Raw genomic sequence first — 13,714 nt, forward strand, 5'->3', positions numbered from 1 at the left:
CCCCCGCACCGCCTCCGCCAGGCCGAGGAAACCCGCACGGCCCTCTTCCGCGTCTGGCGCGGGAGCGAGGCTCCAGGTGTCTCGATGACGGAGGTGACGGTCACCTCCGAGGGCCTGGACTGGACGGCGAGCGACGTGGCGGAGGCGGTGCGGGGGTTCATGGACCGGGTGGGCATCCAGGACTGAGGCAGACCGGAAGCTCACCGGGCAGGAAGTCGCTTTGCCCGCAAGGGAGTTGAGCTCGGCCATTCCGAACCGCGGCTGGCCATTTCCCGCCACCTGAAATCAATCAGAAAGCGACAAATTCAGACAGATTCTCGGGCGCGGAACGGCGGCTCCGGGTTGGCCATGTTCGTTGTTGGGAAAACACGGACCGATCAAGACCGCTTCTGTGCAGCGCAGACGGTCCCTGGTGCGCGGGTACGAGCTATGGAGGGTACATGGATCAGGGCCTGGTGGCGTCGATGCCTTCTAGGACCGAACGCAACGCTTTCGACAAGGCCGCGGTGCCCCGGTACTACTCCGCCAAGACCGCGAGCATTCTCCACAAGTACGGCCCGGGCCCCCGGATCCACTTCCATATGGGCCTGTTCGACCCGTCCCACCCCGCTCCGACAGCCGCCGTCGGGCAGCACGTCATACGGCAGCGGATCGTCGCCTCGCAGGAGGCGATGCTCGCCCACGCCGCACGGGTCTGGGGGGTGCACGACACTCCGCCGGCCACGCTCCTGGATGTCGGCTGCGGCGTGGGGGGCGGCTCGCTGTACTGGGCCGAGGAGCACGGGGCGTCGGTGACCGCGCTGACCAACACGCCCGAACATCTCCCCCTCATCGGCGAGTTCGTGGGCGCCTCCTCGGCAGCCGACCGGGTCGCCGTCGTCCTCGGCGACGTCCACGAGATCACGTACGCACGCCGTTTCGACGCGGCTGTCGCGGTGGAGAGCTCCGGGTACATGGACAGGGAGCGGCTGTTCGCGGTCATGGCCAAGGCCCTGAAGCCCGGCGGCTGGTTCGGGCTCGAGGAGCACTTCCTGTGCGGGTCCGAGTGGGCGGAGTTCATCGACGACTACTACAAGACCCGGCTCGGGACACTGCCGGAGTACCTCGCGGCGGCCGAGGCCGCGGGGTTCGAGCTCGTGGTGAACGAGGACGTCACGGACCGGGTCGCCGAGTTCTGGGTGCAGAGCATGGCCTGGTCGACCATGGAGCTCGCGGCGCACGAGACCGCGGGCGAGTCGCCCATCAAGCGCGACCGGCTCACCGAATCGGCTCTCACCCACGGCAAGTTCTTCCGTGTCTGGCGCGACCGCGAAGTGGAGACCCGGCTGCTGCAGTTCCGCCTCCGGGGGTGAACGGCCCTCGGCAGCGGGCCGTATCCGTCCCACCCACCGCGTCCAGGAGCGAGGCCATGCCCACCCGCGCACCCGTCATCGGCTGGAACCTGCCGCCGTTCTACTGTCCCATCGAGTCCCAGGTGCACCCCGAGGCCAAGGAGCTGGAAGAGCAGGCCGTCGACTGGCTCGACGCGTCGGGCATCTTCCGCGACGGAGTCGACCGCGCCTGGAGTATCGCCACTCACAGCACCGATTTCAGCTGCCGCATGATCCCCCGCGGGGATCCGCGTCTCGTGCTGCTGTTCATCATGTGGAACCACTGGGCCTTCGCCCTGGACGACCAGGCCCACGACACCGGTTCCGCGTCCACCCTCACCCGCTCCGTCGTCGACCTCAACGCGCGGATCGCCCGCTGCCTGGAGTCACCCGGTTCGGGCACACTCGACGGCGGCCCCCTGGGCACCGCGCTGGAAGAGCTCGCAACGCTCACCCGGGCCGCCCTAACCCCTGCCCAACTGCACTACGTACAGGAAGGGTTGCGGGACTGGCTGTTCGGCGCCTCCTGGCAGGTCGGCGCCATCGAATCCGATGTGATGCCGAGCCTGTCAGACTACGTCACGATGCGTCCCTCCATCAACGGCACCCGGTTCTCCCTGGCCTGGTCCCTGGCCGCCAACGGCATACGGATGACCCAGGACGAGCTGTACAGCGCCCCGGTCCAGGCCCTGACGGATGTCGCCGGATTCGTCGTCTCCTGCGACAACGACCTCTTCTCGTACGCAAAGGAGGACAGCCAGGAGACGACCGACCGGAACATCATCAACATCCTCATGCACCACAACCGCTGCCCACCCCAGCAGGCCGTGGCCGAGACCGTGGCCATCCGGGACCGGTGCATGACCCTGTTCCTGCGGCTTCGCGAACGGATCGCGGGCACAGCCGGCCCTGAACTCCGGCGGTATCTGGAGTCGTTGGGCGACTACATCGCCGGCTGCATCCACTGGATGAACGCGGCCCCCCGCTACGCCAGCCCCCGCAACCGGCACGCACTGCCGCAGACCGGGGCCTCGTGGAACATCACATGGCGGAGCGGGCCCGTCGATACCCGGACGGACCCGCTCCCCATTCCCGCCACCGCCTGGTGGTGGGACCAGCTCGCTCGGTGACGCGTCACTGACCCCGCAGCCGCTGGACCAGCCGGCGCCACCAGGAGGGCCGCGGCCCCACGGGCGCCAGGGCCGGCGACTGCGGGGTGACCCGCTCCGGGGCACCCCGCTCCGCCGCGGAGGACTTCCCCGATACGGGCACGGTCCGGGGCTCGCTTTCGGACAGATCACCGGCCCGCACCGGCTCGCTCTGCCGGGGGCGGTGCGGGCTGAACTCCACCGGCAGCGCAACCAGGTAGCTGGACAGCAGGGACGACTTGCGCCACGCCAGGTCGCCCGGGCGGATCGCCAGCTTCACGTCCTGGAGCCGGTGCAGCAGGGCGTCGATCCCCACCTCGGCGATGGCCCTGCCGACCTCCTGGCCGGGGCACTCGTGGTCACCGCCGCCGAACGCGAGGTGGGACCGGTTGCCGTACACGGGGTCGGAGAGGTCCGGCCGGATTTCCGGATCGACGTTCCCGGCGGCCAGCCCCAGAACGAGCATGTCCCCGGCCTTGATGTCCTGGCCGCCCAGCCTGGTGTCGCCCGTCGCCCACCGCCCCACCATGAGCTCGAACGACGGCTTGTCCCAGAGCACTTGCTCCAGCGCGTCGGGCAGCGTCATCTGGCCACCGGCGATGTCCGCCTGGAACGCCTGGTCGGTGAGGTTCATGCTCAGGGTGTTCGCGATCAGGTTGGCCGTGGTCTCGAAGGCCGCGATGAGGACGAGCCGGAGGTGCTCCCTCACCTCCTCGTCGCTCAGAGCCGCCTTGTGCTCCAGCAGCCAGGAGGCGAAGTCGTGCCCGGGGTCGGCCCTCTTCCGCTCCACCAGCCGCTGCAGCGTGTCGGTGATGAAGGCGTTGCTCGCCACGGCGGTCTCCGTGCCCTTGAGCATGTCCCGGGTCGCGTCGACCAGCCGCGGGCCGTACTCCTCGGGCAGGCCGACCAGCCGCACCATGACCAGCATCGGCAGGGGGACGGCGAAGTCGGCCACCAGATCTGCCCGCCCCGAGGCGGCGAAGCGGTCGATGAGCTGGTTGGCGTAGCGGTTGACGTGGCCGCGGATCCCGCGGTGGTTGAAGCGGGCGATGCTGTCGGTGACCGCTCCCCGCAGCCGGCGGTGGTCGTCGCCGTCAGCGAAGTTGCACAGCGGTTGCCACTGCGTGATCGGTGCCAGGGGGTGGTCCTGCGGAACCTGGTCGCGCCACATCCGCGAATCGCGTGAGTACCGGAACGGGTTGCGCATCACCTCCAGGTTCTCCCTGTGCCCCAGCACCAGCCAGGCCCGTACGTCGCCGTGGAACATGACGGGCGCGACGGTGCCGTGTTCCTTGCGCAGGCTCTCGTAGAGGGCCATGGGGTCGGCCTCGGCCTCGGGGCCGTCCAGGCGCCGGAGTTCGGGTATCAGGCCGTGCGCGGGGCACCCCGGCGGCGGGGACACCGGGGTGCCGGTGACACCTCGGTCGGGGGACGTGTTCACGATGCCTCCTGCGTCGCGGTGAGGGAGTGCAGGTAACCCATGAGCTCCAGCAGGACGTCACGGCTGGATTCGCGGCTGCGGACGTCGCACTCGACGATCGGTATGGACTCGGGCAGGTCGAGGGATTCCCTGATGTCCTCGATGGCGTGCCGGGGGGAATCCTGGAAGTGGTTGATGGCCACCACGAAGGGCACTTCCTGCTCCTCCAGCCGGTTCATGACATCGAAGCTCACTTCGAGCCGCCGGGTGTCGACCAGCACGACGGCGCCGAGGGCGCCTTCTATCAGGCCCTTCCAGAGGAACCAGAAGCGCTCCTGGCCCGGGGCGCCGAACAGATAGAGCACCATCTCCCTGCTGACCGTGATGCGTCCGAAGTCCAGGACCACGGTGGTCGTGGTCTTCTGTTCGACGCCGGCCGGGTCGTCGATGCCGACGCCCGCCTGGGTCATGGTCTCCTCGGTGCGCAGCGGACGGATCTCGCTCACGGAACCGACCATGGTGGTCTTGCCGACGCCGAAGCCGCCGACGATGACGATCTTCACGCCTGCAGACTTGGGTATGCCGTCGCTCTGCGGATGCGCAGTCTCTTCAGAGTTTTCGCAGTCCATCCATTACCGTCTCAACGATTGCGATGTCAGGGAGTTGGGCACGCCGGACCCGGGCGGGCGCTCGGGCCTCCACGTCGCCGTCCGCCAGGAGATCTCCGAGCAGCACGGTGATCACACTGACCGGTAGGCCCAGGTGGGCTGCGATCTCCACCACGGAGAGCGGGGAACTGCACAGCCGCAGAATCGCCAGGTGTTCGGGCTGCATCCCCGGGCGTGGCTCGCTCCGCGCGACGATCAGCGTCACCAGGTCCAGAGGCGTCTCGGCCGCCGCGCGCTGTCCCCCCGCGATCACGTAGAGCCGTTCGGGGCTCTGTCCTTCCCAAACTCTGCGGCTACCACTCACGCGTCCTGCCCGTCACCGCGCGCGGGGGTCTTGAGGTGATCGCCGAGTCGCTTGACCAGGTCGCTCATGCGCTGCGCCATGAGGCCGTCGTCGACGCCCGCGTCCGCGGTGACCATGAGCGAGGAGTTGTCGGCGGCGGGCGTCTGGTAGAGGATGCCGTCCTCGAAGGCCAGGACGATCAGCGTCACCTTCGACTCCGCGATGGGCATGAAGGCACCCGCGCCTGCCGAGAGGCTCTTCAGCCCCGACCCGATGGCGGCCAGGTGCTCGGCTTCCTCGCGTGTGCAGCCGTGCTGGGACCTCACGAGCCCGTCGGAGGAGAGCCAGATCACGCGGCGTGTCTGGGGGACCTGCTTGGCCAGGTCCTCCAGGAACCAGTCCAATTCGCCGGTCATAGGTCTACTCACCCTTACCTGACTGTGGATCACTGTTCGGGTCTCGGGAATCGGTGTAAGCGCTCCGGAAGGCGGATATCCGTATGCCGGGTTCCGTGGGCGCCACGGCCTGGTCGGCGGGCCGCTCCGTGGCCGCCCCACCGCTCTCGGCGGCGGCGACCGGGATGCGCCGCGCGCGGCGGGGCAGCCCCTTGGAGGTCCGGCCGACCGGGACGGCCACCTCATCCTGCGGTGCCGGTCCGGACGCCGCACGGGACGACGGCTCCGGTGCGGCCGCGGGCGCCGGACCGCGCGTGGCCATCGCCCCGGCAGCGGCCGCGGGCACAATGCCGAGGAGGTCGTCCGCCGCCTCGGGAGCGGTGGTGATGAGATCCTTGGGAATCCTCAGTACGGCGCAGACCCCGCCGTACGCGCCGTGGCGCAGGGCGACGTCGAACCCCGTCGTGGCCCTCAACTGGCCCACCACGGCGAGGCCGAGACGCGGAGTGTCACCCAGTTCGGCCAGGTCGGAGGACTGGCTCAGGAGGAGCTCGTTGCGCTCGCGGGCCTCCTCGGTCAGACCGAGTCCCTTGTCCTCGATCTGGATGGCGATGCCGTTCTGCACGTCGAAGGCGGTGACGATGACATCGCTCTTCGGCGGCGAGTACCGGGTGGCGTTGTCCATGAGCTCGGCCAGCGCCGCCATCACGGGGGGCACCGCGGGTGCGGTGATCGCGATGCCCTCGACGACCTTCTCGAGCTTGATCCGCTGGAACGCCTCGATCTTGCTCATCGCGCCGCGCAACACCTTGAGCAGCGGCATGGGGTGCGGCCAACGCTGCCCGGGGCGCCCGCCGTTGAGGTAGACGATGTTGTCGGCTACGCGCCCGATCAGCTCGTTGCTGTGGTCCACGGCCAGGAGGTCCTCGAAGACCTTGGGGTTCCCGTCGTGGCGCTCCTGCATCGTCCGCAGGTCGACCTGGAGCCGGTGGACCTGTGACTGCACACGGCGGGCGATGGCCACCATGCGCCGCTGCCCGGAGGCACGGAGGTCCTCCTCGGCCTGGACCGCCTCCAGCACCGCCGAGACGATGGTGTGTCCCGCGGCCTGGAACTGGGGGGCGAGCCCCTGCCCCTCGCCGAACCGGAAGCCCGTCATGACGTCCTCGGCGGCTTCGCCGTGGTGGATCCGGGAGACCGCCTGGGGAAGCACCGAGTTGGCCAGCCGCACCATCGCGGCTTCCTGCTCGTGGACCCGCTGCGTCAACAGGGATTCCTGGTAGGCGTGTTCGCGGCGCTGGCGGACCAGGGCGCGGCGCGCCGTCAGGCTGGAAGCCAGCGAGACGACGACCGTGGTGATCCCACCGAGCCAGAAGAGCACTCCGTAATGGGAGGCGGAGACGAAGGGGGTGGCGCCGGCTGTGCAGGCGGCACTCGCGCAGGCGACAGGCAACGCCACCATGGCTGGGCTGGGCTTCCGGCCGCCGGGAGGTGAGCCAGAACGATCCATCAGCATCCTCAAATATCAACGGAATGTGGACGTGGAGCTGGGCTGCGGCCGCCTCGTGGGCGGCCGCAGCCGGGGCGCTTGCCGGGTATCGGCCGGCCCCAATGATGCCTGGAGCAAATCTAGTTGACGGCCCGTTGGGCTGCGGGACTCTCCCCGTTGAAGATCACTTTGGCCAGGATTCGCGGTCCCGCCATCGCCGCCGTCGGGGCGAGCATGTGGTAGACGCGGAGGAAGAGCCGGAAGACCTCGGGGTCGTGCACGGCCAGGTAGAGCAGCCGCTGCTTGTACCAGTTGGACGCCCTGAGCAGAGCCGGCAGCGCCTTGCCCTCACGGTGGTGCTGCCAGATCAGATCCTCGCTGGTCGACATGAGCCACGGCAGCCGTATCAGGCGCGCGATCTCGCGCTGGTACCGCCGCGCCATGCCGTCCAGCCCCCGCGTACGGGCGCGCTCCAGGTGGCGTCCGAGAGCGACGGTCTGGAGTACCGACACCGTCATGCCCTGCCCGTAGACGGGGTTGAAGGCGCACACCGAATCGCCGATCGCTATGAGCCGGTCCGGCCGGCGGGTGAGCGCCGCGTACTCGACCCGGCGGTTCTGCGTCCGGGTGAAGCGGTGGACCCCGGGCTCGGGAGTCGCTGCGTCAAGGAGCCTGTCCAGGTGCAGGTTCCCCAGACTGCGGGCGAATTCGAGCCAACCTTCCTCATCGGCGGGAGGGTGGTCGTCGGCGGCGCCGAAGAGCGTGACGATCCAACGCCCCTGCTCCACACCTGCGACATAGACGCCGCGCGGGTGCTCCGGCGCCTGGTTGATCTGCTGCAGGCCCCAGTACGCCTGTGGAGGCGCCGTGAAGGTCCGGGTGGCATAGGCCAGGCCGGCGTCCACGACCGTCTCGCGCGGCCGCGGGAAGCCGGCCTTCTCCAGCCAGTCCGGCAGAGCGGAGAAGCGCCCGGAGGCATCCACCACCAGGTCCGCCTCCAGGACCTCGGAGTGGCCCTTCTCACCGTCCGCCGCGGCGGTCCTCACGCGCACGCCGGCCACTCGGCCGCCTTCCAGGTGGAGCTCCTCGACCGCTGTTCCGGCCCGCAGCTCCACGGAGGGCAGCGCCACCACCCGCGTACGGATCCTGGACTCCAGGAGGTCCCGGCTGAAGGCGTGGGCCAGCACCCCCGATCTCACCGGAGGAATGGCGCCCGCCCACACGCGCGTCGGAGCCATCTCTCCGTGGTCGAAGAGCGGGCCTCCCGCGCTGCGCAGCTCGTCCCGAAGCCCGGGGAAGAGTTCCTCCAGATGCTGGCCGCCCCGGGCGAGCAGTCCGTGGACGTGCCGCGCCTGGGGGACGCCTCGGCGCCCGCGTTCGCCGGACAGATCGTCGCGCTCTACCAGCACCACTCGCTCGAAGTGGTCCGACAGCACACGCGCTGCCGCCAGACCGCAAATGCCGCTACCGATGACCACAGCACACGCCAAACGATCATGTGTCATGCTGCCCCATGATGTCATCTCCCGAGCCGATCGTAGAGTGAACTGCCGCTAATTTAAGGGCAGTTGGATCGTGTGAGCCTTCCGTTGGACCGCGGAGGCCCTCCGCTGGACCGCGTGGGCACCGGGACCGAACGACCGGAACCGCCCAGACGCGGGCAAGCGGACTACCGTCCGCCGCCCGCCTTCACCAGGCCCGTCTCGTAGGCGAGGACCACCGCCTGGACCCGGTCGCGGAGGTCGAGTTTGGTGAGGATGCGGCCCACGTGGGTCTTGACGGTGGCTTCGGAGAGGACGAGTTCGGCGGCGATCTCGCCGTTCGACAGGCCCTGGGCGACCAGGAGCAGCACCTCGCGCTCGCGGTCGGTGAGGCTCCGCAGTTCGGCGTTCGCCGGTTCCGCCGCCGTACTCGGCAGCAGGGGGGCGAAGCGGTCCAGCAGGCGGCGGGTGGTGCTCGGCGCGACCACCGCGTCGCCGCTGTGCACGGCCCGGATCGCGGCCAGCAGCTCGCCCGGGGGCACATCCTTGAGCATGAAGCCGCTGGCGCCCGCCTTCAGCGCGGAGAAGGCGTACTCGTCGAGGTCGAAGGTCGTCAGGATCAGCACCCGCGGCGCGCCCTCCGCCTCGCAGATGTGGCGGGTGGCCTCGACCCCGTCCATGCGCGGCATGCGTACGTCCATCAGCACGACGTCGACCGCCCGCGCGCGCAGCACCTCGATGGCCTCCGCGCCGTCCCCCGCCTCGGCGACGACCTCCATGTCGGGCTGCGCCTGGAGCACCATGCGGAAGCCGGTGCGCAGCAGCGCCTGGTCGTCGACCAGCATCACGCGGATCGGTGTTGGCATGTGGGTCGGTCCCTTCGTGAAGCACCTTGTCGAGCGGTCTCGTCGGTGAGGTCTCGTCGTTGAGCGGTCTCGTCGGCAGGCCGTCGCCGGCCTCGGCTGCCACCTCGGCGTCCGCGCACACCGCCACCGACATCGGCTCGCTCGCCATCCCCGGTGGCAGCCCGCCGTCTTCAGTGTCAGCTCGCCGTCTTCAGCGGCAGCACCGCGCTGATCCGGAAGCCGCCGCCCGGCCGCGGCCCCGCGTCGAGCCGGCCGCCGACCATTCCGACCCGCTCCCGCATGCCGATCAGCCCGTGCCCGAGCCCGTCGGCCCCGCCGGCCTCGTACAGCTCCTGCTGCGCGCCCCGCCCGTCGTCCTCGACCAGGAGGTCCAACTCGGCCTCACCGTAGGTGAGGCGGACGGTCGCGCCCACGTCGGGGCCGCCGTGCTTGCGGGTGTTGGTGAGTGCCTCCTGCACGATGCGGTACGCGGTGAGCTCGACGCCGCTGGGCAGCGGCCGCGGGCTGCCCTCCACCCGGAAGTCGACGGTCAGGCCCGCGCCGCGCACCTGCTCGATCAGGTCGTCGAGCTGGCCGACGTCGGGCTGGGGCACGTACTCGCCGCCGCCGTCGCCCGGTTCGCCGGTGCGCAGCACGCCGAGCAGCCGCCGCATCTCGGCGAGCGCCTGGCGGCCGGTGCCGGAGATCGTCTCCAGGGCCTGCTTGGCCTGGTCGGGCGCGGTGTCCAGGACGTAGGCGGCGCCGTCGGCCTGGACGACCATCACGGACACGTTGTGCGCGACCACGTCGTGCAGCTCGCGCGCGATGCGCGCCCGCTCGGCCGCGACGGCCACCTTGGACTGGGCCTCGCGCTCCTTCTCCAGGCGCGCGGCCCGCTCCTCGAGTTGGGCGTAGTACGCGCGGCGGGTGCGCAAGGAGTCGCCGAGGACCCAGGCGAGGACGAAGGGGACCGTCAGGAAGAAGGCGGCCACGAGGTTCTGCCAGCCGGTCGAGTAGTCGTCCGGCCAGCGGATGTTGGCGAGCGCGGGCGCGGCCAGCCCTCCGACGAGGGCGAGCCGGGAGGCCCAGCGGGCTCCGACGGCGGCGACCGTGTAGACGATCACCAGCATCGCGAGGTCGGCGGTGTTGATCCTGAAGTTCATCGCGAGCTGGACGGCACCGGCCACGATGGCCAGCAGCAGCATCGCCTCCGGCGCCCGGCGGCGCAGCGCGACCACGAGGCACAGCGCGGGGATCGTGACGAAAGCCCCGAGCACCTCGCTGCCTTTCAGCCCCTTCCCCGCGACGAACATGGCGCCCATCCCGAGGAGGACGACGGCCCAGAAGCTGTCGACCCCCGTCGGGTGCCTGCGGAGGAAGTCGTAGAGACGCTGCACGTAACCCAGAGTAGGCAGGGCAAGTGCGTGCCGGTGTCAGCCACAGGGCCGATCCCTGTGCACCGCACCTACTCCCCAAGGTGGATGGGCGGCGGTACCGGCGTGCGGAGGGACGCCGCGCCGGCCCGCCCGTACGGTGTGGGCGTGAACGAAACGGCGAGGTGGCAGGGGTGGCGCGAGGCGAGCGAGGCGGCGCTGTACGGGCCGGGCGGGTTCTTCGTACGCGAGCGCCCCGCCCGTCACTTCCGTACCTCCGTACATGCCTCTCCCCTCTTCGCCGGTGCCGTCGCCGAGTTGCTGCGGCGGCTCGACGCGGCGCTCGGGCGGCCGGAGGAGCTGGCTCTGGTGGACGTGGGCGCCGGGCGCGGCGAGCTGCTGACCGGCGTGCTGGCAGCGGTGGACCGGGAACTGGGCGCGCGCCTGCGGCCGTACGCGGTGGAGCGCGCGCCCCGGCCGGACGGGCTCGACGCGCGCGTGGCCTGGCTGCCGGACCTTCCCGAGGCGGCGTCCTGGACCGGGCTGGTCTTCGCCAACGAGTGGCTCGACAACGTGCCGGTCGAGGTGGCGGAGACCGACGAGGCGGGTGTGGCGCGCGCCGTCCAGGTCGCCCCGGACGGCGCGGAACGGCTCGGTCCGCCGGTGGCGGGGGCCGATGCGGAGTGGCTGGCGCGGTGGTGGCCGCTGGGCGGAGGGGAGACGGGCGTACGCGGGACGGGCGCGGGCGCGCGGCCCGAGACAGGGCCGCGCGCCGAACCTGGGCTACGCACCGAACCAGAGCCGCGCACTGAAGCCGGGCTTCTGCGCACCGAAGCCGGGCTGCGCGCCGAGATCGGGCGGCCTCGCGACGAGGCGTGGGCACGGGCCGTGGCATCGCTCTCCCGCGGCCTCGCCGTCGCCGTCGACTACGGCCACGACCGCGCCGCCCGCCCGTCGTTCGGCACGCTGACCGGCTTCCGGGACGGGCACGAGGTGCGGCCGGTCCCGGACGGGTCGTGCGACATCACCGCCCATGTGGCGATGGACGCGTGCGCGGCGGCGGGCGCGGAGGCGGTCAGGTCGGCGAGCGCGGAGGCAGCAGGCACGGGGGCGGCGGGCACGGGGGCGGCGAGGTCGGCAGGAGCGGCCTCGGGAGGCGCAGCCTCGGCGGGCACGGCCTCGGGAGGCAATGCACCAGGAGGCGCGGCCTCGGAGGCGGAAGATCCGCTTCTCCTGACCCAGCGCAACGCCCTCCGTTCCCTCGGCGTCACGGGCGGGCGCCCGCCCCTCTCCCTCGCCTCCACCGACCCCACCGCGTATGTACGGGCCCTGAGTTCGGCGGGCGAGGCGGCCGAACTCACCGACTCGGCGGGTCTGGGGGCCTTCGTGTGGCTGGCCCAACCGGTCGGGGTCGCGCCCGCGGCCCTCGCCACCCTCGGGCTCCCGGCCCCCGCCTAGCTGCGAGACTGGTGCCATGACGGAGACGACAGTCGGGATCGGCGGTGCGGCGGAGAGCACGGACATGGTGCTCAACATCGGCCCGCAGCACCCGTCCACGCACGGTGTGCTGCGGCTGCGGCTCGTGCTCGACGGCGAGCGGATCCGGCACGCGGAGCCGGTGATCGGCTATATGCACCGGGGCGCGGAGAAGCTCTTCGAGGCCCGCGACTACCGCCAGATCATCGTGCTCGCCAACCGTCACGACTGGCTGTCGGCCTTCTCCAACGAACTCGGGGTCGTCCTCGCCGTCGAGCGGATGCTCGGCATGGAGGTGCCCGAGCGGGCGGTGTGGACGCGCACGCTGCTCGCCGAGCTGAACCGGGTGCTCAACCACCTGATGTTCCTCGGCTCGTACCCCCTTGAACTGGGCGGAATCACCCCGATCTTCCACGCCTTCCGCGAGCGCGAGGACCTCCAGCAGGTGATGGAGGAAGTCTCCGGCGGCCGGATGCACTACATGTTCAACCGCGTCGGCGGCCTGAAGGAGGACCTCCCTGCGGGCTGGCAGGGCCGGGCCCGGGCGGCGGTGGCCGAGGTGCGCTCACGGATGGACGTGTACGACCGGCTCGTCCTAGGCAACGAGATCTTCCGCGGCCGGACGCGCGGCGTGGGCGTGCTCTCGCCGGAGGCCGTGCACGCGTACGGGGTGAGCGGCCCGATCGCCCGCGCCTCGGGCGTCGACTTCGACCTGCGGCGCGACGAGCCGTACCTCGCGTACGGGGAGCTGCGGGACGTGCTCAAGGTCGTCACCAGGAGCGAGGGCGACTGCCTGGCGCGCTTCGAGTGCCTGCTGGAGCAGACCCACAACGCCCTCGATCTGGCGGACGCCTGCCTGGACCGGCTGGCGGAGCTGCCGCAGGGGCCGATCAACCAGCGGCTGCCGAAGGTGCTGAAGGCGCCGGAAGGGCACACGTACGCCTGGACCGAGAACCCTCTCGGGCTGAACGGCTACTACCTGGTGTCGAAGGGCGAGAAGACGCCGTACCGGCTGAAGCTGCGCTCGGCCTCGTTCAACAACATCCAGGCGCTGACCGAGCTGCTGCCGGGCACGCTGGTCGCCGACATGGTGGCGATCCTGGGATCGCTGTTCTTCGTCGTGGGCGACATCGACAAATAGCGGACTTCGACACATAGCAGGCGCACGTAGCGGGCAACGCATAGCGGGCGCCGAACGGCACTCGCCCCGGCGGGCCTACGAGGACCTCGGCGGAGGCCTACGAGGAAGCGCTGGCCTACACGAGAAGCGTGCGCCTACGAGGAGGCGCGCAGCTCGCGTACGTCGATCTGCTCGGTCTCGTCGTGCTCCGTGAGGTCGATGGCCCCGCCCGCACTCCCCTCCTGCTCCAACTGCGCGGCGGTGGCCAGGACCTCGGGGCCGACGACGTCCGCCAGGTCCTCCTCCGCCGCCGAAGCCGACGCCAGGGGCACGGGCTTGGTGCCGAAGAAGTCGAAGCCGCCTTCGACACGCGAGGTGGGGCGGCGCAGCGGGGAGTACGGCGCGGCGGCGGGCCCGGCGGAGGTCCGCTGCCCGCTGTCCGCCCGGGCCGCTCGGTCGCCAGGGTCTTCCTGGTCGTCTTCGCGCTGGTGCTCGGCGGTCTGCTGCGCCCGCTGGCGCGCGGCGTTGCGGACCAGTTCGGCGAGCGCCTTGTCCGCGGTGGCGTACGCGGTGGGGGTCGGGGCGCCCTTGCCGTCCAGGAGGCCCTCGCCCGCGGGGCCTTCGCGCCGGGCCTCGGCCGAGGCCC

12 protein-coding genes and 2 pseudogenes are annotated in these 13,714 nt (G+C 70.9%); 5 read left to right on the top strand and 9 right to left on the bottom strand.

Features of this window, described 5'->3' with window-relative positions:
* The 3 genes and pseudogenes from AOK16_RS27560 to AOK16_RS01500 all read left to right on the top strand — a co-directional run.
* Window positions 1–186, top strand: a pseudogene (locus AOK16_RS27560) (hypothetical protein); the annotation flags it as partial.
* 254 nt (window positions 187–440) lie between these two features.
* Entirely contained in the window at window positions 441–1,352 is a 912-nt protein-coding gene (locus tag AOK16_RS01495) for a methyltransferase domain-containing protein (protein WP_055470368.1), read from the top strand.
* A gap of 56 nt (window positions 1,353–1,408) precedes the next feature.
* Window positions 1,409–2,500 (top strand): terpene synthase family protein, encoded by a 1,092-nt coding sequence (locus tag AOK16_RS01500; protein ID WP_055470369.1) that lies wholly within the window; start codon window positions 1,409–1,411, stop codon window positions 2,498–2,500.
* A gap of 4 nt (window positions 2,501–2,504) precedes the next feature.
* Here the strand turns inward: AOK16_RS01500 and AOK16_RS01505 are convergent, their stop codons facing one another.
* The 8 genes from AOK16_RS01505 to AOK16_RS01545 all read right to left on the bottom strand — a co-directional run bounded on the left by AOK16_RS01505 (window position 2,505) and on the right by AOK16_RS01545 (window position 10,496).
* Window positions 2,505–3,959: a cytochrome P450 gene (locus AOK16_RS01505; protein WP_055470370.1), complete on the bottom strand. Its 1,455-nt coding sequence runs from the start codon at window positions 3,957–3,959 to the stop codon at window positions 2,505–2,507.
* Window positions 3,956–4,567, bottom strand: a complete 612-nt coding sequence (locus tag AOK16_RS01510) for a GTP-binding protein (RefSeq protein WP_055470371.1) — start codon at window positions 4,565–4,567, stop codon at window positions 3,956–3,958. The genes AOK16_RS01505 and AOK16_RS01510 overlap by 4 nt, the downstream gene beginning before the upstream one ends.
* Window positions 4,548–4,910: a DUF742 domain-containing protein gene (locus tag AOK16_RS01515; protein ID WP_055470372.1), complete on the bottom strand. Its 363-nt coding sequence runs from the start codon at window positions 4,908–4,910 to the stop codon at window positions 4,548–4,550. The genes AOK16_RS01510 and AOK16_RS01515 overlap by 20 nt, the downstream gene beginning before the upstream one ends.
* Entirely contained in the window at window positions 4,907–5,305 is a 399-nt protein-coding gene (locus AOK16_RS26940; protein ID WP_055470373.1) for a roadblock/LC7 domain-containing protein, read from the bottom strand. Before AOK16_RS26940 ends, AOK16_RS01515 begins: the two co-directional genes overlap by 4 nt.
* 4 nt (window positions 5,306–5,309) lie before the next feature.
* On the bottom strand, window positions 5,310–6,746 hold the full coding sequence (locus AOK16_RS26945) for an ATP-binding protein (protein WP_055470374.1): 1,437 nt from the start codon (window positions 6,744–6,746) through the stop codon (window positions 5,310–5,312).
* Between the two features lie 167 nt (window positions 6,747–6,913).
* Window positions 6,914–8,278 carry an FAD-dependent oxidoreductase gene (locus AOK16_RS01530; protein WP_157859063.1) on the bottom strand — a complete coding sequence of 455 codons (1,365 nt, stop codon included), beginning with the start codon at window positions 8,276–8,278 and terminating at the stop codon, window positions 6,914–6,916.
* Between the two features lie 164 nt (window positions 8,279–8,442).
* Entirely contained in the window at window positions 8,443–9,120 is a 678-nt protein-coding gene (locus tag AOK16_RS01540) for a response regulator (protein ID WP_055470377.1), read from the bottom strand.
* A gap of 176 nt (window positions 9,121–9,296) precedes the next feature.
* Window positions 9,297–10,496 (bottom strand): sensor histidine kinase, encoded by a 1,200-nt coding sequence (locus tag AOK16_RS01545; protein WP_055470378.1) that lies wholly within the window; start codon window positions 10,494–10,496, stop codon window positions 9,297–9,299.
* Window positions 10,497–10,580: 84 nt separating this feature from the next.
* On the opposite strand from AOK16_RS01545, the gene AOK16_RS01550 reads away from it, so the two are divergent.
* Both AOK16_RS01550 and AOK16_RS01555 read left to right on the top strand, forming a co-directional pair.
* Window positions 10,581–11,930, top strand: a complete 1,350-nt coding sequence (locus AOK16_RS01550; RefSeq protein WP_079100950.1) for an SAM-dependent methyltransferase — start codon at window positions 10,581–10,583, stop codon at window positions 11,928–11,930.
* Between the two features lie 16 nt (window positions 11,931–11,946).
* Window positions 11,947–13,089, top strand: coding sequence for an NADH-quinone oxidoreductase subunit D (locus tag AOK16_RS01555; protein WP_055470379.1), 1,143 nt, complete (start codon window positions 11,947–11,949; stop codon window positions 13,087–13,089).
* 134 nt (window positions 13,090–13,223) lie between these two features.
* Here AOK16_RS01555 and AOK16_RS01560 read toward each other — a convergent pair.
* Window positions 13,224–13,714: pseudogene (locus AOK16_RS01560) on the bottom strand (hypothetical protein); the annotation flags it as partial.

It is taken from the genome of Streptomyces pathocidini (genome assembly GCF_001418495.1).
GTDB classification, from domain to species: Bacteria; Actinomycetota; Actinomycetes; order Streptomycetales; family Streptomycetaceae; genus Streptomyces; species Streptomyces pathocidini.